Genomic DNA, 19154 nt, shown 5'->3' on the forward strand with positions numbered 1-19154 from the left:
GCATGGTCGCAGAACGCGTCAGGCGACCCCGACAGGGGTGGCGGGGCATGCCGCGTGGTGGCGGCCCAGGGGCAACACCATCGGACGACCCGAGGTGGGGTCGGGCATCACGTGGCACTCGAGGCCGAAGACGGTGCGCACGGTCTCGGCGGTGAGGATCTGCGTCGGGTCGCCGGCGGCGTGCAGCCGCCCGTCGGCCATCGTGATCAGGTGGTCGGCGTAGCGCGCGGCCAGGTTGAGGTCGTGGAGCACCATCACGATGGTCGTGCCGTGCAGCGTGTTGAGGTCGGTGAGCAGGTCCAGCACCTCGACCTGGTGAGCGACGTCGAGATAGGTCGTGGGCTCGTCGAGCAGCAGCAGGTCGGTCTGCTGGGCGAGCGCCATGGCGATCCACACGCGCTGGCGCTGCCCGCCGGACAGCTCGTCGACGCACCGGTCGACGAGCTCGGAGGTGCCGGTCGCCTCGAGCGCCGCGGCCACGGCGGCGTCGTCCGCGGGCGACCACCGGGCGAACATCCGCTGGTGCGGCTGGCGCCCGCGGCCCACGAGGTCGCCGACGGCGATGCCCTCCGGCGCGACCGGCGCCTGCGGGAGCAGCCCGAGGGTGCGCGCCACCTGCTTGGTCGGGAGCCGGTGCAGGTCCGCGCCGTCAAGGACGACGCGGCCCTCGCGCGGGGACAGCAGCCGCGCCATCGAGCGCAGCAGGGTCGACTTGCCGCACGCGTTGGCGCCCACGATCGCGGTCACCTTGCCGGGCGGGACGACCAGGTCGAGGTCGGCGACGACGGTGCGGTCGCCGTACCCGAGGCTGAGGCCCTGGGCGCTGAGCTGGTGGTCGGTGGTCACAGTGACCCTCCTGCACGGTTGGTGCGGATCAACAGGTAGATGAGGTACGGCGCACCCAGCACGCCGGTGATGACGCCGGCCGGGTAGCGGGCGTCGAAGAGGAACTGCCCGGCCAGGTCGGCGGCGAGCACGAGGATCGCTCCGAGCAGCGCCGCCGGGACCAGCAACGACCCGCCGGGACCCACGATGCGCGCGGCGATCGGACCGGACAAGAAGGCGACGAACGCGATCGGTCCCGCGGCGGCCGTGCCGAAGGCGATGAGGACCACGGCGGTGAGGATCAGCAGCAGCCGGTTGCGCTCGACCGCGACGCCGAGCGCGGAGGCGGCGTCGTCGCCGAGCCGCAGGGTGTCGAGGTTGCGCCCCAGCCCGAGGAGCAGGCCACCGGCCGCGACCACGGCCAGCGCCAGCGGCACGACGTCGTCCCACGAGGCGTTGTTGAGGCTGCCGTTGAGCCACTGCATCGCCATCGGCAGGTCCCACTGCGCCGCCCGCACGATGACGTAGGAGACGACGCTGTTGAGCATCGCGGCGATCCCGATGCCGATGAGGATCAAGCGGGTGCCGGCGACCCCGTGGCGGTAGGACAGGCCGTAGATCAGTCCGGCCGTCACCAGCGCGGCGACCAGCGCGACCAGTGAGACGCTCGAGCCGTCGAGGCCCAGGACGACGATCGCGATGACCGCGGCGGCGCTCGCCCCGGAGCTGATCCCGATCACGTCCGGGCTGGCCAGCGGGTTGCGCAGCATGGTCTGGAAGGTGACGCCGCCCAGCCCGAAGGCCAGGCCGACCAACAGCCCGAGGCTCGCGCGCGGCAGCCGCAGCTCACCGACCGTGAACGACGCACCGGGCACGGTCTCGCCGAGGATCACGCGCAGCACCTCGCCGGGACCGTAGAACGTCTGGCCGACCATCAGGCTGGTCGCATACAGCGCGACGACCACGAGGGCGAGGATCCCGGTGACGGTACGCCGGCGCCGGGCCCGACGGCGGCGACCAGCGGCGACCGAGCCGACGCTGCCCGGCTGCACGCTTCGGTCGAGGAGGGCGCTCACAGCTCACGCACCTTGCTGCGGCGTACGACGTAGATGAAGAACGGCGCCCCGATCAGGGCGGTGATGATGCCGACGTCGACCTCCTCGGGCCGTGCCACGACCCGACCGACGATGTCGGAGGCGACGAGCAGCCCCGCGCCGACGATCGCGGAGAACGGCAGCAGCCAGCGGTGGTCGACGCCGACGAGCAGCCGGCACAGGTGCGGCACCACGAGCCCGACGAAGGCGATCGGACCGGCCGCCGCGGTCGCCGCGCCGCACAGCACGACGGCGCCGATCGCCGCGGTGATGCGCGCCAGCGCGACCCGCTCCCCCAGCCCCGCGGCGAGGTCGTTGCCGAGGGCGAGGGAGTTGAGCCGGCGGGCCGAGAGCAGGCTGAGCGCGAAGCCGACGGCGAGGAACGGCGCCACGTGACCGAGGCGGTCGTACGTCGCCCCTCCGACCCCGCCGATCTGCCAGAACCGGAAGGTGTCCATCACGGCGATACGCGGCAGCAGGATCGCGCTCACGAGCGACGACAGCGCCGCAGCGGTGGCCGCACCGGCCAGCGCGAGCTTCAGCGGGGTCGCCCCGCCACGCCCGAGCGAGCCCACGGCATACACGAACGTCGCCGCGAGCGCCGCGCCGATCATCGCGACCCAGACGTAGCCGGTGGGCGTCGTCAGACCGAAGAACGCGATCCCGGTGACGACCGCGAGCGAGGCGCCCATGTTGACGCCGAGGATGCCGGGGTCGGCCAGCGGGTTGCGGGCGACGCCCTGCATGACCGCACCCGAGACCGCGAGCGCCGCGCCGATGACGATCGCCATCAGCGTGCGGGGCACGCGGGCCTGGACCGCTGCCTGCGCCACGCCCTCCTCGGTCCCGGAGAACGCGGTGACCAGCTCGTGCCAGCTGACGACGCGAGCGCCGAAGGCGACCGAGGCGAGGACGGAGACCCCCACGACGGCGAGACAGACCACCAGCCACAGCAGGCGCGTCGACGCCGGACGCCGCGCGGGGGCGGCGTCCGGCGTCATCTGCTCGCGCTCGAGGAGGCTGGTCATGGCGGGGTGGTCAGACTGTCAGCCCTGAGCCGTCTCGGCGGCCTCGGCGAGGATGTCGAGGTAGTCCTCGAGACCCCACCGGATCCCGAGCGGTGAAGGGTTCGACGCAGCGGCGAGCGGGGTGTCGTTGGTCAGCACCGCCACGGCACCGTCGGCGACGGCGGGGATCTGCGCCATCAGCTTGTCGCCCTGGAGCTGACCGACGATCGTGCCCTCGGCGTCGCCGTAGGTGATGAGGACGTCGAGGTCGTCGAAGGCGTCGGCCTCCTCGGCGCTGCGGGTCAGCCAGAACTGGTCGGTGCCCTCGGAGCCCTCCTCGACCGCAGTCGGGAGCTCCATGCCGAGCTCGGTGAGGAACGCCGCGCGCGGGTCGAGGGTCGTGTAGAAGCCGATGGTGCTGAGGTCGGTGGGGTCGACGGAGGTGAACATCGCGGTGGTGCCCTCGAGCTCCGGACGCGCCTCGACGGCCGCGGCGATCTCCCCTTCGATCTCCTCGATCAACGCGTCACCCTCCTCGGCCATCCCGAGCGCGGCACTGTTGAGCTCGATCATGGTGCGCCAGTCGGTGGCCCAGGCGACCTCGGGGTAGGCGACGACGGGGGCGATCTTCGACAGGGTGTCGTACTCCTCCTGGGTGAGGCCGGAGTACGCCGCCAGGATCACGTCGGGCTGGGTGTCGGCGACAGCCTCGAAGTCCACGCCCTCGGTCTCGTCGAAGAGCACCGGCGTCTCGGCGTCGAGCTCGGCCAGCGCGTCCTCGACCCACGGGAGTACGCCGTCCTTGTCGTCGTCGCCCCAGGTCGCCTTGGACATGCCGACGGGCGCGATGCCGAGCGCCAGCGGCACCTCGTGGTTGGCCCACGCGACGCTCGCGACCCGCTCGGGCTTCGCCTCGATCGTCGTCTCGCCGAAGGCGTGCTCGATGGTCACGGGGAACGCGTCGGACCCGCCACCGTCGGCTGCCGCGTCGGTGGTGGAGGAGTCCTCGCCGCAGCCGGCGAGCACCAGGGAGAACGCGGCTGCTGCCACAGCCAGGGGGAGACGCTTGCGCATGAAGGATGCTCCGTTCGAGAGTTAGGTGAGCCTACCTTAAGACAGGCATGCCTAACTGCGGAACTGTGACCTGCGCAACGCCCTGACGTCATACGGACGCCGACCTATAGCCCCCGGCGCGTATGACGTCTCCCGACAGCGTCATACGTACGGCGACCTATAGACCCGAGCGCGTATGACGTTGTGCGGCGGCGGGGCGGGAGGGGGCCGGGAACGACGAAGCCCTCCGGGTCGATGACCCGGAGGGCTTCAGCTGCGGTGGAGCATAGGAGATTCGAACTCCTGACCTCTTCGATGCGAACGAAGCGCGCTACCAACTGCGCCAATGCCCCATCGCGCCTCGCGGCGCGGGAAGAAAGGTACCACCCGAGCGGGCGGCTTTCGAATCGGCCTCAGCCGCCGGCGGCGCGACGCTCGACCTGCTCGGCGGCCGCGGTCTCGGCCTTCGCCGCCTTGTCGGCCTCCGCCACGAGCTGGGAGTCCTCGGCGCTGCGCCCCGAGCTCTGCACGCCCGGCTGCGACAGGTCGATGGTGCGCACCGTGCGCTGGGCGCGTGGCTTGGTGACGTAGGTCGGCAGCGTCACCGGCAGCGGGTCCCACAAAGAAGATCCGGACAGAGAAGATCCGGCTTCGGCGCCCTGCTCCTGGCCTTGCTCGACGGCCGGGACGACGGCGGCGACGACCTGCCCCGGCGCGGCGACCGCGGCGCGCAGCGCCTCGACGTCCAGCTGGACCGTGTCCTCCTCGTCGGGCGAGACCAGGCGTCCCTCGTAGCGCGGGTTGCGGACCCGGTCGAGGCGGCGCACCTGCAGGCGGCACACCACCAGCCAGGTCAGCACCAGGCCGCCGGGGATCGCGACGCTCCACCACGGACCGGTGCCGGCGCTGAGCCGCAGCACGCCGACGACAGCCGCGGTGAGCACCGTGAGACCGAGCAGCACGAACAGGACGCGACGACGCCGCGCCGCTGCGGCCCGCGCCGCAGCGCGGGTGGGGATTCGGGTACGGACCTGGGCGCGCAGCCGGGCCTGCGACGGCGCGACCTCGGGGTCGCGGGCAGGACGGGCGGGCGCGAGGACCCGCATCGTGGAGGAGAAGCGGTCGACCGAGCGCGAGCGCGCCGCCTCGTCGTGTCGCTTCAGCGCCTGGGGAATCAGGTAGACGGCCCAGGCCACCGCCAGCGCGACGAAGATGATTCCGGACAGGTCCACGTCGCGACCATAGAAGTCCGGACGCGACGAAGGACGCACCCTGCTCGGTGTGTCGCACGAGTAGTTGTGAGACGCATGTGACTGGTGTGATCGAGCCGGGCGGTGCCGGCTCGCCGCCGACGATCAGGTCGGGCGGCCCCGGCCGGCGAGGTAGCGCGCCACCAGCCCACCCGGGCAGTCCTCGGCGGTGATCGCATACAACCGGTGGTCGCGCCAGTCGCCGTCGATGTGCAGGTAGCGCGGGGCGTAGCCGACCTCGGGGATGTCCAGCTTCTCGACGACGCGCAGGCTGGCGGAGTTCTCCGGGCGGATGGCGACCTCCATCCGGTGCAGGCCGCCGGCGGTGAAGCAGTGGTCGATCACCATCGCGACCGCCAGCGGCATGATCCCCTGCCCCGCGTAGCGCTGGTCGATCCAGTAGCCCACCGAGGCGAACAGCGCGGACCCGCCGACGATGTTGCTCACCGTCACCTGGCCGGCGAAGAACCCGTCGACGAGGAGGGCGTAGGGCAGCGTGCGCCCCTCGGCGGCCTGTGCGCGTAGCTCGCGCACCAGCGAGCGGAACGACGGCGGCGGGCCGGGCACACCGGGCGGGACCGTTGCCTCCCACGGTCCGAGCCAGGTCGCGTTGCGTCGCCGTACCTCGGCCCAGGCGCGGTCGTCGCCGGGCTCGAGCGGGCGGCAGACCACGCGGCCGTGCTGCAGCGTCACCGGCCAGACCTGGGCGGGCACGCGCGGTGCCGGGCGCAGGCGCCGCAGCGGGTTCAGTGGTCACTCCCCACGATCTGCTCGCAGGCGTGCACCACGAGCGGGCGGAGCACCTCCAGCCCGTCCTTCACGCCGCCGCGCGACCCCGGCAGGTTGACCACGAGCGTCTGGCCGGCGACACCGGCGAGCCCGCGGGAGAGCGCCGCGGTCGGCACGCCCTGGGCGACGCCGTACGCGCGGATGGCCTCGGCGATGCCCGGGACCTCCCGGTCGAGCAGGGCCCGGGTGACCTCGGGGGTGCGGTCGGTCGGGGTCAGGCCGGTGCCCCCCGTGGTGACGACCAGGCGCCGTCCGTCGGCGACCGCGGCCGCGATCGCCGCCCCGACGGGCTCCCCGTCGGCAACGACGACCGGCCCCTCGACGTCGAAGCCCAGCTCCCGCAGCGCCTCGACGATGAGCGGTCCGGTGGTGTCCTCGTAGATCCCGGCTGCGGCACGGTTGGAAGCGCACACCACGGTGGCGGTTAACGGCGCGGCGTCGGGCGCGCTCATCCGGGACGCTCCCAGTCGCCGGACTTGCCGCCGGTCTTGGTGAGCACGGCGACGTCGGTGATGACGGCGGCCTTGTCGACGGCCTTCACCATGTCGACGACCGTGAGCGCGGCGACGGTGACGGCGGTGAGCGCCTCCATCTCCACGCCGGTGCGCCCGGTGGTGCGGACCATGGCGGTGATGACCACCGCGTCGTCCTCGACCTCGAGGTCGACCGTCACGCCGGAGACGGGCAGCGGGTGACACAGCGGGATCAGCTCGGGGGTGCGCTTGGCGCCCATGATCCCCGCGACCCGCGCGACGCCGAGGGCGTCACCCTTGGGCACCCCCTCGCCACGCAGCAGCCCCACGACCTCCGGCGAGACCAGCACCCGCCCGCGGGCGGTCGCCACCCGGTCGGTGACGTCCTTGCCGGTGATGTCGACCATCCGGGCCGCGCCGGACTCGTCGAGGTGGGTGAGCACCCGGCCGTGACCCGAAGCGTCGGCGGCCATCAGAAGTCCCGGTCGAGGACCAGCACCTGGACGTGGGTGCCGGGGGCCACCGAGGTGACGTCCTCGGGCACCACGATCAGCGCGTTGGCGTCGGACAGGTCGCCGACCAGGTGGGAGCCGTGGGCCGCGATCGGCGTGACGTGGGCACCGCCACGGTCGACCTCGAACTGGGCACGCACGAACTGCCGCTTGCCCGCCGGCGACGACATGCCGTGCGAGGTGAGCGCCCGCACGGGCGGGCGCAGGTAGGGGGTGCGCCCCATCATCCGCCGGATCGCCGGCACGCAGAACACCTCGAACGACACGTACGCCGACACGGGGTTGCCGGGGAGGGTGAAGATCGGCACGGCGTCCTCACCGATGACGCCGAAGCCCTGCGGCTTGCCCGGCTGCATCGCGACCTCGCCGAACTCGACGGTGCCGGCACGGGTGAGGACGTCCTTGACGACGTCGTACTGGCCCTTCGACACCCCACCGCTGGTGACGACCATGTCGGCGCGCACGAGCTGGTCGGACAGGGTGGACGCGAAGTCATCGGGGTCGTCGGAGACGATGCCGACCCGGTAGGTGATCGCGCCGGCCGCGCGGGCCTGGGCCGCGAGCATGTAGGAGTTCGCGTCATAGATCGAGTCCGGGCCCAGCGGGCTGCCGGGCTCGCGCAGCTCCGCGCCGGTCGAGATGACCACGACCCGTGGCCGCGGGCGCGACAGCACCTGCGCGCGACCCACCGACGCCAGCAGACCCAGCTGGCGCGGGCCGAGGACCGTGCCGTCCTCCAGCAGCACGTCGCCGGGCTCGACGTCCTCGCCCTTGCGACGGATGTGCTGGCCCTCGGTGGGCGCCCGGTGGATGCGGACCTGCACCTCGCCTCCGTCGGTCCACTCCACCGGGACGACGGCGTCGGCCCCGTAGGGCACCGGCGCGCCGGTCATGATCCGCACAGTCGTGCCGGGCGACATGGCGAAGATCTTCGTCTGCCCGGCGGCGATCTCCCCCACCACCGGCAGGTAGACGGGCTGGTCTCGCGAAGCGCCCACGACGTCGGCGAAGCACACGGCGTACCCGTCCATGGCGGAGTTGTCGAACGCCGGCAGCGCCATCGGGGAGACGATGTCCTCGCACACCGACAGCCCGAGCGAGTCCAGCAGCTGCTGCTCATAGGGCTGCAGCGGCTCGAGCCGGGAGAGGATCCGCTCGACGTGGTCGTCGACCGTGCCGAGCGCCACCGTGGGCGCCGTGCCGGGGAACTGACCGGGGACGTCCTCAGCGCTCATGCTCGCGACCCTAACCCTGACCCAGCGCCGTCCTGGCCCAACACCGTGCCCGGCGCGACCCGGCGCGGTCCGCCCTCGTCGCGCAGCGTCACGTCGCCGACCACCCGCACGCCGTGGCCGAACGTCCAGTCGCCCTCGACAACGAGCCGCGAGGCGTCCTTCAGCGACGGCGCGCCCTCGGGGAACCGGGCATCGAAGTCGGCCACCAGCTTGTAGTGCGCGCCGTCGAGGTCCACGAACGGGATCGTCGGCGCGACCTGCTCGACGCGCGCCTCGCGGGTGAGGTCGTAGCAGTCGGAGCGCAGCACCAGCAGGTCGTTGGTGGTCTTCACCGGCACGAACCGGTCACGCCCGACCTCGATCGTGCGCGCACCCTCGAACACCTCGATCGCCGCGCCCATCGCGGTCTCGATCTGGATCACCTTCGGCGAGGACGGGTCGGCCGGGTCGACGGTCTTGACGTTGCGGATCAGGGGAAGGCCGAGCACGCCGTCGCGACGCTCGAGCTCGGCACGCACCGCTGCCAGGTCGAACCACAGGTTGTTGGTCGAGGTGTAGCGGTGCCGGTCGAGATCAGCGAGCGCCTCGGCGTCCTCCGGCCGGGTCTGGGCGCTCTCGCGCAGCACGATCCGGCCGTCGGAGCGGCGCCGCGCGAAGTGCCCGCCCTTGCGGTCGGACGGCGTACGCCGCACGGCCTCGATCGCGAACGGCGCCCCCGACGCGGCGAACCAGCCGGCGACGCGGGGGTCGGGGACGGCGCCGAGGTTGTCGGAGTTCGACACGAAGACGTAGCGGTAGCCCGCGTCGATCAGCGTGTCGAGGACCCCGGTGGCGCGCATCGCGTTGTAGATGTCGCCGTGCCCGGGCGGACACCACTCCAGGGTGGGGTCGCGGTCCCACCGCACCGGCGTGAGGTCGTCCTCCCGCAGCTTCGGCTCCTTGCTCTGCAAGAACTCCACAGGGATGCCGTCGACGCTGAGCCGCCGGTCGAGCCCGGGGTCGTCATAGCGCGCGAGCGCGGTGAGGGTGTCGGCCGAGGTGCGGAAGCTGTTCATGAAGATGAGCGGGAGCTGCGCACCGTGGGTGGCGCGCAGGTGGAGCACCTGGCGGGCGATGACGTCGAGGAACGACAGTCCCTTGCGGACGCCGAGCAGCGACTTGGCGCGGTCCATCCCCATGGACGTGCCGAGGCCACCGTTGAGCTTGACCACCGCGGTCTCCTGCAGCGCCTGGGTGCCGACCTCGTCGGGCACGTCGACGTCGGCGAGGGCCTCCATGGCGAGTGGCTCGATCGAGTCCTCCGGGATCATCCCGGTCTCCCCGTGCTCGAGCAGTCGGTAGTAGTGCGCGAACACCCGGATGGAGACGGGGTCGAGCCCCGCCTCGGCCATCTTCTCGCGCGCTGCGCGCAGTCCGTCCTCGCTCATGACGCCCGATCGTAGGCACCGGTGCGCAATGGCCTAGCGTCGGCGGGGTGGAGGGCACCGGAGACGGCGCGGAGGCGAGCGCGAAGACCGCGGCGAAGACGGCGTTGCGCGACCAGCTGCTGACCGCGCGACGGCGGCGACCGCTGGCGGCCCGGCTGGCCGACGCCACCGCGCTGCGCGACCAGCTCCTGGCCGCACCCGAGCTGCGGGTCGCGCCGACCGTCGCGGCGTACGTCGCCACCCCCGACGAGCCCGGCACCGGTCCGCTGCTCGATGCGCTGCACGAGCTCGGCCGGCGGGTGCTGCTCCCGGTGCTGGTGGGCGACGGCGACCTCGACTGGGCGGCGTACGCCGGTCCGGACGCGCTGGTCGCGCGGCGCTTCGGCCTGCTCGAGCCGACCACGCCGACCCTCGGCCCCGACGCGGTCGCGACCGCCGACGTCGTCGTGGTCCCGGGTCTGGCGTGCGACCGCCGGGGCAACCGGCTCGGGCGTGGTGGCGGCTCCTACGACCGCGCACTGGCGCGGGTGCCCCGGGGCACCTTCACCTGTGTGGTGCTGCACGACGAGGAGATCCTCGACGCGGTGCCCACCGAGGCGCACGACCGCCCGGTCACCGCGGCCCTGACCCCCTCGGGGATCAGTCGCTTCCCTGGGCCCCTGGCTGGGCCCTGAGCACGAGCCGGTCCTCGGTCGCGTCGTCGACCGCGTCGCGGGTGAACGGCCACGGCAGCGTCTTGCCCTCGACCCACAGGTCGGTCTGGTCGACGTAGTGGGGATGGAACGGGTGCCCGGAGACGCCGGTGAGGTTGATCCAGCGCGAGGCGTCGAGGTCGGCGAGGTCGACGACCATCCGCATCGACGGCGCCCAGTCGACGTCGTAGCCCTCCGGCGCGGTCCACCCGGTCGCGTTGACGATCGAGTCGCCGCCCCCGACCTCGTAGCCACCACGGTTGAACAACCACTCCACGATGCCGATGCCGGACTCCCCCAGCGGCGTGTGGACCAGGTCCATCCGGTGGTGGTGACCCCAGGTCCAGTTCTCGGGGTCGCGCGCCTGGTGGCGGACGAGGTCGTCGCGGGCGTCCTGCATCGCCCGGCGCAGGATGGCGTCACGGTCCTCGATGACCCCGTCGGTGGTGACGTCGTCCCACCAGACCGAGTCCGGCTCCTCGAGCAGCGTGCGCATGACCTCGAACCACCGGTCGCCCCCGTCCGGCCAGACGTCCTCGCTCAGCTCGTCGTGGAACGTCAGCCGCAGGGTGTGCGCCCAGACCGCGTTGTAGTAGGCCGCTGCGGCCGAGTCGGCCGGCTGGTCGAAGTCCCAACCGGCGAGCAGCTCCTGGCCCGCGGCCTGGTAGCCCGACGGCATGAGGACGTCGAGCAGGTAGGGCACGAAGTACGGCGCGAACCCGTTGTGGCTGTCGAGGTGCAGCGCGCTCATGTCGTCGGTGCCGAGCTTGCGACCGTCGGCGATCGCCTCGCTCAACACCTCGACGATGCGCTGGCTGCGGTAGCCGTAGGACCAGTCGGAGGTGAGGAAGTACGGGTAGTCGGGACCGACGACCGCCTGGTTGGCCGTGGCGATGAAGCCGTCGTCGGGGTCGGTGAGGTTGGGAAGGGCGTCGTACGGGATCGGTCGTGGGAGCCAGTCGTTGGCGGCGAGCCAGCCCTCCGTGGGGGTCCGACCGTCGTTGCCCGCCCGGCGCTGCGGGATCCGTCCCGGCGCCTGGTAGCCGATGGTGCCCTCACGGTCGGCGTAGACGAGGTTCTGCGACGGCACCTCGAAGAGCGCCGCGGCAGCGCGGAACTCGTCCCAGCTGCGGGCCTGGTTGAGCGCGAAGATCGCGTCGGCCGTGCGTCCCGGCTGCAGCGCGGTCCACTTGATCGACACCGCACTCGACTCGCCGACGTCGCGCAGCTCCTGCGAGACGTCGGAGAGCAGGGGTCCGTTGCGGGTCGTACGGACCACGAGCTCCTCGGGCTCGTCGCGACCGAGGACGTGGATCTCCTCGGTGCGCACCTCCATCCGCTGCCAACCATCGCCCACCCGGACCCGGTCGCCGCTGACCTTCTCCAGCGCCAGGTCGACGACGTCGGGGCCGAGGTTGGTGAAGCCCCAGGCCACCTGGTCGTTGTGGCCGATCACGACACCCGGCAGGCCGGAGAAGGTGAAGCCGCTGACGTCGAAGGGGCAGTCCGGACCGACGGTGCGGCAGTGCAGACCCATCTGGTGCCAGATGCCGGGCACGGAGATGCCGAGGTGCGGATCGTTGGCCAGCAACGGCAGTCCGCTCTCGGTGTGCTCGCCGCTCACCACCCAGGAGTTCGACCCGACTCCGCGGCCCTTGCCGATCATCGCCGGCAGCCCCTCGACACCGCGCAGGACGCCGGCGAGCGCCTGCTCCGCCTCGGCGCCGAGCGGCGGACGGGCGGGCTTGCGCGTGCCGGGCCCGGTGGCGCGGGCCTCGAAGACCCCGTCGATGACGCCGCCGCCTTCCACGATCGGGCGGTGCCGGTCGACCGGATAGTCCGGCCACAGTTCCGCGGCCCGCGCCTCCCCGACATCGCGGGCGGTCAGGACCCGCTTGATCTCGTCGGTCATGTTGCCGCGCAGGTCCCATGCCATCGCCTTGAGCCAGGCGACCGAGTCGGCCGGCGTCCAGGGCTCGGGCGTGTAGTCGAGCCCGCTCAGCCCCAGGGCGACGTACTCCAGACCCAGCGCGCCCGTGCCGGTGTCCTCGACATAGGCGTTCACCCCCGCGGCGTAGGCCTCCAGGTAGGAGCGCGTGTCGGCCGAGAGCAGCGCCAGCTCCTGCTCGGCGATGCGGCGCCAACCCATGGTGCGCAGGTAGCGGTCGGTGTCGAGCCCGGCGTCGCCGACCAGCTCCGCGACCCGGCCTGAGGTCACGTGCCGGCGGAAGTCCATCTCGAAGAAGCGGTCCTGGGCGTGCACGAACCCCTGCGCGAAGAACAGGTCCTCGGCGGTGTCGGCGTAGACCTGGGCGATGCCGTGGTCGTCGCGCAACACCTCGACGTCGGCCGCGAGTCCCGGCACGTCGATCTCGCCGGAGGTCTGGGGGAACGGGCGCCGGACGACGACCACCGACGTGATCGTCAGCGCCACCAGCACGACCACGAGGAGGCCGGCGACGTAGGCCACCCAGCGCAACCCGGAACGACGTGAGGCACGAGGGGAGGCGGACACCGCGTCATCGTGCCACAGCGGGATCGGCGCTATCATTGGCACTCGCGTCCGGCGAGTGCCAACGCCCCAGCAGTGACCCAGCGGAGGAACCGATCGTGCCCACGTACCAGTACGCCTGCACCGAGTGCGACCACGCCTTCGAGCAGTTCCAGAGCTTCAGCGACGACTCGCTGACGGTCTGCCCGCAGTGCGAGGGCCGCCTGCGCAAGGTCTTCAACGCCGTCGGCGTCGTGTTCAAGGGCTCGGGCTTCTACCGCACCGACAGCCGCGGCTCCAGCACGAGCACCAGCAGCGACTCCGCCAGCACGACGACCTCGACGAAGGACTCGTCCAGCTCGTCGGGTTCCTCGACCTCGTCCAGCAGCTCGTCGAACACCCCCGCGGGCACCGGCGCCGCCTGACCCGTCCGCCTGACCCCGCGGGGCCTGTGGACGAGCGCCGACGTCGACCGGCGCGCGTCCCTACCCTCGGGCCATGCCCGTACGCCGACCCCGCCCGCCCGCTCCCCCCTCGCGTCGCTGGTCCGCGCGTGCGCGGGACCGCTGGGACGGCCTGCGGCGCGCGGTGCTGCTGCGTCGGCGGGTCCTCGCCGCCCTGTGCGTCGGTCTGGCCGCCTTCGCCGCGCTGCGGGCCGTGAGCCCGCTCCCCCCGGAGACGGTCACCGTCACCGTCGCCGCCCGGGACCTGCCGGCCGGCACCGTGGTGGCGGCCGGCCACCTCGACCAGCGCCGGATCGATCCTGGACTCGTGCCTCACGGCCTGCTCGAGAGCGCGGACCTGCGCGGTCGCACCCTGGCCACGGCGGTGCGGGCGGGCGAGATGCTGACCGACGCCCGCGCGGTCTCGCCCGGCCTGCTGGCCGGCTACCCCGGTTCGGTCGCCGTACCCGTGCGGATCCCCGACGCCGGCAGTGTCGGACTGCTGCGGGTCGGCGACCGCATCGACGTCACCGCTGCCGACCCGCGTGGGACGGGTGGCGCGGACGTCGTCGCGAAGGACGTGGCCGTCGTGGCCCTTCCCGCGGACCCCGGCACCGCACCGGGCAGCGGCACGGGGTTCGGCACGGGGCTGGGCGGACGACTCGTGGTGCTTGCCACCTCACCGCCGACGGCCCAGGATCTTGCGTGGGCGGGAGCCAACCGGCACCTGTCCTTCGTACTCAGCGGACCGTGAGGTCCGCCTGACTCGGCAGAGGATGGCGCCATGATCAACGGCTTCAAGGACTTCGTGCTCAAGGGCAACCTGATCGAGCTGGCGGTGGCGTTCATCATGGCGACCGCATTCGCCGCCGTGGTGAGCTCCTTCACCGACACGCTGATGGGATTCATCGGCAAGGTGGGCGGCGAGCCCGACTTCGCCCGCGTCGAGCTCTTCGACGTCAACATCGGTGTCTTCATCAACGCGCTGATCTCGTTCCTCGTCATCGCGGCGGTCGTCTACTTCTTCGTCGTCACGCCCTACGAGAAGGCGATGTCGCGGTTCAAGAAGGAGGAGCCGGAGGCGGTCAAGTCCGACGACGTGCTCCTGCTGGAGGAGATCCGCGACCTGCTCGCCCGCCAGGCGGGGTCCGGCACCAGCGGGATCTGACCGAGGCCTACCCGTGGTGGGGCGGCACCTGCCGCCGCAGCCACTCGTCGGCACGCTCGCGCTCCTCGACCGCCTCGCGGCGGGCGTCGGGGTCCCGGTCGTCGGAGGTCTGCTCGGGCAAGACGTCGCCGAAGATCTCGGCCAGCCGGCGGCGCTCCTCCTGACTCCGCTCGCTTCTGTCCGAGCTCCGCTCGCTCATCGCGCTGCCGCGACCAACGGTGCGAACCAGGTCGCGTCGAAGGTCGGACGCAGGGGCGTCCAGCCGGTCTGTGCGGTGAGGTGCTCGGCACATACCCGCAACGATCGCCGCAACGGCTCGGCATGGTCGCCCAGGAGGGGGGCCCGGCGCAGTCCCGGCGCCGGCCGCCCGAGGGCCTCGCCGAGACCGGCCAGCAGCTCGGAGCGGCGTACGGGCTCGGCGTTCACGTTGTAGGTCCCGCCGGGCGCCTCGAGCGCGGCGAGGACGGCGCCGCCGAGGTCGTCGGTGTGCACGACCGGCGTCCAGGCCTCGGGGTGGCCGACGGTGAACGCACGACGACGACGCGTCTCCCCCAGCATCCAGCGCGTCTGCGGGTCCTCGCCGAGGATGCGCCCCCAGCGCAGGATGACCGCGGTGCGCTGTCCACCGGGGACGTCGGCAGCGAACGACTGGGCGACGGACTCGGCCATCGAGGCGGGCTCGGTGGCGGCGGTGATGTCGAGCAGCGAGTCCTCGGTGATCCAGCCGTCGCCGTGGTCGGCGTACACCGAGCTGGTCGACTCCTGCACCAGCCTGCGCACGCCCGCGGCCTCGGCCGCCTCGGCGACGGTCGCCGCGCCCCACCGCAGAATCCGGTCGTGCTCGCGCCAGGCCTTCTCCCGCAGCGAGCCCACCGGGACGTGGGTCGCGAGGTTCAGCACGACGTCGCAGCCGGTGAACATCGCGACGAGGGAGTCGCGGTCGAACAGGTCCGCGTGGACCGGCGTGACGTCGTAGGACTCCAGCAGCTGGGCCTTGCCCGCGGTGCGCGCCAGGCCGAAGACGTCGTGGCCGGCGGACACGAGGTCTCGGACGGCTGCGCGTCCCAGGACGCCGGTGGCACCGGTGACGGCAACCTTCACGTGCGCTGACCTCCGAATCTGGCCTGCGGTCGGGCGTGACGCAGGACGTCGGGGCAGTGTCACCATAACGAGGAGATAACGGCAAGTCCGGGACCCGGCCCGGATCAGGCGCACAGGCCGTTCTCGCGGGCCCGCTCCTCGCGCTCCTGCTGCGCCGGCGTGCTCGCGCCCGCGCCGGGCTCGGGACCCGTCGTGCTCGCGCCCGCGCCGGGGTCGTCCTCGCCGGAGCCGCTCGGGGGCTGCTGCTTCGTGGGCGGCTCGGCGGCGGTGATCACGTCGGTGCTGAGCCGGCGGCTGAGCGGCTCGTCCTCGCGCAGCAGGTCCCACAGCTCGTCGGCGTCCTCGGTGAGGATCAGCCGGTTGCGGTCCTCGGGCCACCAGTCGAACGGCACCGACAGGAACTGCACGTTGTCCAGGCCGATGTCGGTCAGCTGCTTGGCGAGTCCGCCGAGCTTGGCCGGGGAGTCGAGGCCGTCGTCGAGGCGGATCGACTTGGTCGCCGCGTCGAGGAAGTTGTAGAGCTTGACCGGGTTGACCAGCGTGCCGAGCGAGACCGCCTTGTTGGTCATCGCCGCGAGGAAGGCCTGCTGACGCCGCATCCGGCCGACGTCGCCGTTGTCGGAGATCGCGGTGCGCGTGCGGACGTAATCGAGGGCCTGGCGCCCGTCGGCCTCGTAGGAGCCGGCCCGCAGGTGGATCTTGCCGTAGGTGTCGTTGACCTCCTCCGGCACGCAGATCGGCACGCCGCCGAGCGCGTCGACCATGTCGCGGAAGCCGTTGAAGTTGACCTCGACGAAGTGGTGGATGCGCACGTCGGTCATGTGCTCGACCGTCTTCATCGTGCACGCGGGTCCGCCGTAGGCGAACGCCGCGTTGAACTGCTCCAGTCCGTTGGAGGCCGGGATCTCGACACCGGAGTCGGCGTTGGTGCAGGCGGGACGCTCGACCATCAGGTCCCGCGGGATGCTCACGCCGTACGCCCGGTCGCGGTCGCCGGACAGGTGCAGGAGGATCACCGTGTCGGCCAGCCCCGAGCTGTCCCCGCCGATGTCGCTGCCGAGGCGGCTGTCGGAGCCGATCAGCAGCACGTTGAGCGGCTTGTGGGTGGCCTTGACGCTGGCCTCGTCCGGCCGGTCGCCGCCGATGAGGGCGTCGGCGTCGATCACGCTGAGGTTGCCGTCGAGCTTGCGGTAGACGAGGGTGACACCGATCCCGACCACCAACGCGAGCGAGACGACTGCGATCAGGGCAGCACGCAGCCGCCGCTGACGGCGGGGGACCTCGGCGCGGTGGCGCGGGGTGGCCTTCTGGGGCACGGCGGTCGGGCTCTCGGACGGTCGGGACAGGGATCACCATTGTGCGCGGCCCGTGGCGAGGACCCGAAATCGGCCCTCCCGCTCACCGTGCCAAGATACGCAGCGCAAGCAAGACCTGCCCCAGTAGCTCAGTGGATAGAGCAGCCGCCTCCTAAGCGAAAGGTCGCCAGTTCGACTCTGGCCTGGGGCACCGAACACCCCGCACCGTCATCAGCTGAACGCACCGGTCCCCTCGAGGGCCTTCCAGACCTCCTCGCGGCGCGCGACCGCGAAGTCGGTCGCGACGTGGTAGCGGTCGCGCCACACCACCTCGCCGTTCACCACCGGCTGGCAGGTCGGCGCCGACGGGCAGAAGGCGTTGTTGAGGTTGACCGTCGACACGTTGTCGAGGACCTGCGCCATCGTGATGTACGCCGCGCTGGTGCCCGGCGTGTCCACGGGAAGCGGCACGACGCAGTCCACCGCGGTGGTGGCGGTCGCGAGGCACTCGTCGGGCCGGAAGGTGTCGGGCGTGAGGACGTCCTCGATGAGCACGACGTGGTCGACGTGCTGGGTGATGGTGTCCAGCGTCTCGCGCGTGGAACGCAGGATGGTCCGCTCGATCGGCTCGCGGACGTCGTCGCGGGCCTCGAGGTTGCGCATCTTCGCCTTCGACGCCAGGCGGTCCTGGCTGACGAGCACGATGACGTCGGGGTCGAGCTGGGGCAGCTTCTCGTCGTACCAGCCGACGCGGATCCCCTCGCACCTCTCGATGCGTGCCTGCGGGGACTGCAGGTTGACGATGTCAGGCTGCCACATGCACCCGGCGAGGACGTTCATCGAGAACGTCCAGCCCTGCTCCTCGGCGATCTCGCGGAACATCGGCGCCAGCATGCGGGCGTGGCTGTCACCGACGAGCAGGACGTGCGGTCCGTCGCCCTCGACCACGATGCACTCGGTCGGGTCCTCGGCCTCGCACGGGAGGTCGGCGCCCTTGTCGGCCTGGATCGCGGCCCAGTCGATCCCGGAGGGGACGTCCTCCGCCTCGGCCGCAGCGGTCTCCGCGGCGACCCCTTGAACGCTGGTGGTCTGGTTGGCACCGCCGTTGGCGACCAGCGAGGGCTGGCGGTCCTTCTCCAACGCCCACGGGACGAAGAACACCGCGATCAGCGCACTCGTGCCCACGCCGGCCACGACGACCTTCCACTTGTGCCCGTCGAGCAGCTTGCTGGTGCGCACCGGTGTCTCGAGCAGCTCGGCCGACGCGGCGGCCATGGCGACGGACAGGACCCCCACCAGCACGGCGAGCGTCTCGGGGCTCGTCGCGATGAACTCCTGGAGGACCAGGGTGATCGGCCAGTGCCACAGGTAGATCGCGTAGGTGATCGTGCCGAGATAGACGGGGATGCGCGCGCTGACCGCCCGGCTCAACAGCTGCTGGTCGTTGATCATCAGACCGCCGACCAGCATGGTGCAGGCCACCATGGCGACGATGCCGCGGTTGGACTGGGTGAGATCCAGCCACGGCCCGATCAGGAGGACCCAGGTCGCGAACCCGGTCACGGCGATCACCGTGCCCCAGCGGCGAGAGACCTGGAAGCGGGGCGAGCGCATCGCGACGGCGAGCAGCGCGCCGGCCACGATCTGGTAGAGCCGGGCGTCGGTGCCGTAGTAGGCGTGCATCTCGTCGACGCGGCCCCAGTAGACCTGCGAGGCCAGGGAGGCCAGGAAGACCACGGTCAGGCCGACGGGCAGGGCCCACTTCGACTTGAGCTTCAGCAGGAAGATCACCAGGAGCGGGAAGAAGATGTAGAACTGCTCCTCCAGCGACAGGCTCCAGAAGTGCAGGAACGGACTGACCTGCTCCGCGGCGAAGTAGTCCGTGGACTGCATGATGTGGTGCCAGTTGGCGTAGTAGAGCAGCGCCGCCTGCGCGTCACCGATCACCTCGAGTCGGCGTACGACCGAGGTGAGGAGGAGGAAGATCAGCGTGACGCCGACGATGGTGAGGATCGCCGCCGGGAGCAGCCGCCGGACCCGCCGGGCGTAGAACCGACCGAGGTCGAGCTTCCCCTTGCGATCGATCTCGCTCAGGATGACGTTGGTGACCAGGTAGCCCGACAGCACGAAGAACAGGTCGAGCGGCACGAAGCCGCCCGGAACCCACTCCACGCCGGCGTGGAAGAGGATGATGACGAGGGCTGCCATCGACCGGAGCCCGTCGAGCGCGGGGCGGTACGTCCACTTCACGGGCGGGCAACTCCTCGAACGCTCGGTCGTCCGGACAGGGAGAGTGGGA

At 71.9% G+C, this 19154-nt stretch carries 19 protein-coding genes and 2 tRNA genes; 5 read left to right on the forward strand and 16 right to left on the reverse strand.

What is annotated here, in order from left to right; genetic code table 11:
- Positions 1-18: 18 nt before the first annotated feature.
- The 11 genes from J2S59_RS00435 to J2S59_RS00485 all read right to left on the reverse strand — a co-directional run bounded on the left by J2S59_RS00435 (position 19) and on the right by J2S59_RS00485 (position 9665).
- On the reverse strand, positions 19-846 hold the full coding sequence (locus tag J2S59_RS00435) for an ABC transporter ATP-binding protein (protein WP_068122011.1): 828 nt from the start codon (positions 844-846) through the stop codon (positions 19-21).
- Positions 843-1901 (reverse strand): FecCD family ABC transporter permease, encoded by a 1059-nt coding sequence (locus J2S59_RS00440; protein ID WP_068122014.1) that lies wholly within the window; start codon positions 1899-1901, stop codon positions 843-845. Before J2S59_RS00440 ends, J2S59_RS00435 begins: the two co-directional genes overlap by 4 nt.
- On the reverse strand, positions 1898-2947 hold the full coding sequence (locus J2S59_RS00445; protein WP_306824705.1) for a FecCD family ABC transporter permease: 1050 nt from the start codon (positions 2945-2947) through the stop codon (positions 1898-1900). Before J2S59_RS00445 ends, J2S59_RS00440 begins: the two co-directional genes overlap by 4 nt.
- An 18-nt stretch (positions 2948-2965) precedes the next feature.
- On the reverse strand, positions 2966-4000 hold the full coding sequence (locus J2S59_RS00450) for an iron-siderophore ABC transporter substrate-binding protein (protein ID WP_068118988.1): 1035 nt from the start codon (positions 3998-4000) through the stop codon (positions 2966-2968).
- Positions 4001-4259: 259 nt separating this feature from the next.
- Positions 4260-4332: transfer RNA gene (locus J2S59_RS00455), tRNA-Ala, on the reverse strand.
- 60 nt (positions 4333-4392) lie between these two features.
- Positions 4393-5211, reverse strand: coding sequence for a divisome protein SepX/GlpR (gene sepX, locus J2S59_RS00460; protein WP_068118979.1), 819 nt, complete (start codon positions 5209-5211; stop codon positions 4393-4395).
- Between the two features lie 123 nt (positions 5212-5334).
- On the reverse strand, positions 5335-5922 hold the full coding sequence (locus J2S59_RS00465; protein ID WP_181641691.1) for a GNAT family N-acetyltransferase: 588 nt from the start codon (positions 5920-5922) through the stop codon (positions 5335-5337).
- 53 nt (positions 5923-5975) lie between these two features.
- A complete protein-coding gene (locus tag J2S59_RS00470) occupies positions 5976-6470 on the reverse strand; it encodes a MogA/MoaB family molybdenum cofactor biosynthesis protein (protein WP_068118975.1) in 495 nt (164 codons plus the stop codon).
- Entirely contained in the window at positions 6467-6964 is a 498-nt protein-coding gene (moaC, locus tag J2S59_RS00475) for a cyclic pyranopterin monophosphate synthase MoaC (RefSeq protein ID WP_068118973.1), read from the reverse strand. Before moaC ends, J2S59_RS00470 begins: the two co-directional genes overlap by 4 nt.
- On the reverse strand, positions 6964-8238 hold the full coding sequence (gene glp / locus J2S59_RS00480) for a molybdotransferase-like divisome protein Glp (RefSeq protein WP_068118970.1): 1275 nt from the start codon (positions 8236-8238) through the stop codon (positions 6964-6966). Before glp ends, moaC begins: the two co-directional genes overlap by 1 nt.
- Positions 8235-9665, reverse strand: coding sequence for a UTP--glucose-1-phosphate uridylyltransferase (locus J2S59_RS00485; protein WP_068118968.1), 1431 nt, complete (start codon positions 9663-9665; stop codon positions 8235-8237). Before J2S59_RS00485 ends, glp begins: the two co-directional genes overlap by 4 nt.
- A 47-nt stretch (positions 9666-9712) precedes the next feature.
- On the opposite strand from J2S59_RS00485, the gene J2S59_RS00490 reads away from it, so the two are divergent.
- Positions 9713-10339 (forward strand): 5-formyltetrahydrofolate cyclo-ligase, encoded by a 627-nt coding sequence (locus tag J2S59_RS00490; RefSeq protein WP_068118964.1) that lies wholly within the window; start codon positions 9713-9715, stop codon positions 10337-10339.
- Here the strand turns inward: J2S59_RS00490 and J2S59_RS00495 are convergent.
- Positions 10305-12872 (reverse strand): penicillin acylase family protein, encoded by a 2568-nt coding sequence (locus tag J2S59_RS00495; RefSeq protein WP_246360196.1) that lies wholly within the window; start codon positions 12870-12872, stop codon positions 10305-10307. The genes J2S59_RS00490 and J2S59_RS00495 overlap by 35 nt on opposite strands.
- Before the next feature lie 95 nt (positions 12873-12967).
- Here J2S59_RS00495 and J2S59_RS00500 point away from each other — a divergent pair, with 95 nt between their 5' ends.
- The 3 genes from J2S59_RS00500 (at position 12968) to mscL (ending at position 14459) form a co-directional block, all read left to right on the forward strand.
- Entirely contained in the window at positions 12968-13273 is a 306-nt protein-coding gene (locus J2S59_RS00500; RefSeq protein WP_068118958.1) for an FmdB family zinc ribbon protein, read from the forward strand.
- Between the two features lie 73 nt (positions 13274-13346).
- Positions 13347-14045: an SAF domain-containing protein gene (locus J2S59_RS00505; RefSeq protein ID WP_181641690.1), complete on the forward strand. Its 699-nt coding sequence runs from the start codon at positions 13347-13349 to the stop codon at positions 14043-14045.
- A 30-nt stretch (positions 14046-14075) separates the two neighbouring features.
- Entirely contained in the window at positions 14076-14459 is a 384-nt protein-coding gene (gene mscL, locus J2S59_RS00510; protein WP_306441238.1) for a large conductance mechanosensitive channel protein MscL, read from the forward strand.
- A gap of 7 nt (positions 14460-14466) precedes the next feature.
- Here mscL and J2S59_RS00515 read toward each other — a convergent pair whose 3' ends face one another.
- The 3 genes from J2S59_RS00515 to J2S59_RS00525 form a co-directional block, all read right to left on the reverse strand.
- Complete coding sequence (locus J2S59_RS00515; RefSeq protein ID WP_068118938.1) at positions 14467-14658, reverse strand: hypothetical protein; 192 nt, start codon at positions 14656-14658, stop codon at positions 14467-14469.
- Positions 14655-15560 (reverse strand): NAD-dependent epimerase/dehydratase family protein, encoded by a 906-nt coding sequence (locus J2S59_RS00520; RefSeq protein ID WP_306824706.1) that lies wholly within the window; start codon positions 15558-15560, stop codon positions 14655-14657. The genes J2S59_RS00515 and J2S59_RS00520 overlap by 4 nt, the downstream gene beginning before the upstream one ends.
- A gap of 104 nt (positions 15561-15664) precedes the next feature.
- On the reverse strand, positions 15665-16876 hold the full coding sequence (locus tag J2S59_RS00525; protein WP_306824707.1) for an LCP family protein: 1212 nt from the start codon (positions 16874-16876) through the stop codon (positions 15665-15667).
- Between the two features lie 117 nt (positions 16877-16993).
- Between J2S59_RS00525 and J2S59_RS00530 the strand changes: the two genes are divergently transcribed.
- Positions 16994-17066 (forward strand) — tRNA-Arg (locus J2S59_RS00530).
- Positions 17067-17086: 20 nt separating this feature from the next.
- Here the strand turns inward: J2S59_RS00530 and J2S59_RS00535 are convergent.
- Entirely contained in the window at positions 17087-19105 is a 2019-nt protein-coding gene (locus tag J2S59_RS00535) for an acyltransferase family protein (RefSeq protein ID WP_068124222.1), read from the reverse strand.
- Between the last annotated feature and the right edge of the window lie 49 nt (positions 19106-19154).

The organism is Nocardioides massiliensis (assembly GCF_030811215.1).
GTDB classification, from domain to species: domain Bacteria; phylum Actinomycetota; class Actinomycetes; order Propionibacteriales; family Nocardioidaceae; genus Nocardioides_A; species Nocardioides_A massiliensis.

What these genes read in the sequence shown, in the direction of transcription:
- J2S59_RS00445 (WP_306824705.1), bottom strand. Translation starts at nt 2,947, where the DNA reads ATGACCAGCCTCCTCGAGCGCGAGCAGATGACGCCGGACGCCGCCCCC.
- J2S59_RS00450 (WP_068118988.1), bottom strand. Translation starts at nt 4,000, where the DNA reads ATGCGCAAGCGTCTCCCCCTGGCTGTGGCAGCAGCCGCGTTCTCCCTG.
- J2S59_RS00470 (WP_068118975.1), bottom strand. Translation starts at nt 6,470, where the DNA reads ATGAGCGCGCCCGACGCCGCGCCGTTAACCGCCACCGTGGTGTGCGCT.
- moaC (WP_068118973.1), bottom strand. Translation starts at nt 6,964, where the DNA reads ATGGCCGCCGACGCTTCGGGTCACGGCCGGGTGCTCACCCACCTCGAC.
- glp (WP_068118970.1), bottom strand. Translation starts at nt 8,238, where the DNA reads ATGAGCGCTGAGGACGTCCCCGGTCAGTTCCCCGGCACGGCGCCCACG.
- J2S59_RS00485 (WP_068118968.1), bottom strand. Translation starts at nt 9,665, where the DNA reads ATGAGCGAGGACGGACTGCGCGCAGCGCGCGAGAAGATGGCCGAGGCG.
- J2S59_RS00505 (WP_181641690.1), top strand. Translation starts at nt 13,347, where the DNA reads ATGCCCGTACGCCGACCCCGCCCGCCCGCTCCCCCCTCGCGTCGCTGG.
- mscL (WP_306441238.1), top strand. Translation starts at nt 14,076, where the DNA reads ATGATCAACGGCTTCAAGGACTTCGTGCTCAAGGGCAACCTGATCGAG.
- J2S59_RS00515 (WP_068118938.1), bottom strand. Translation starts at nt 14,658, where the DNA reads ATGAGCGAGCGGAGCTCGGACAGAAGCGAGCGGAGTCAGGAGGAGCGC.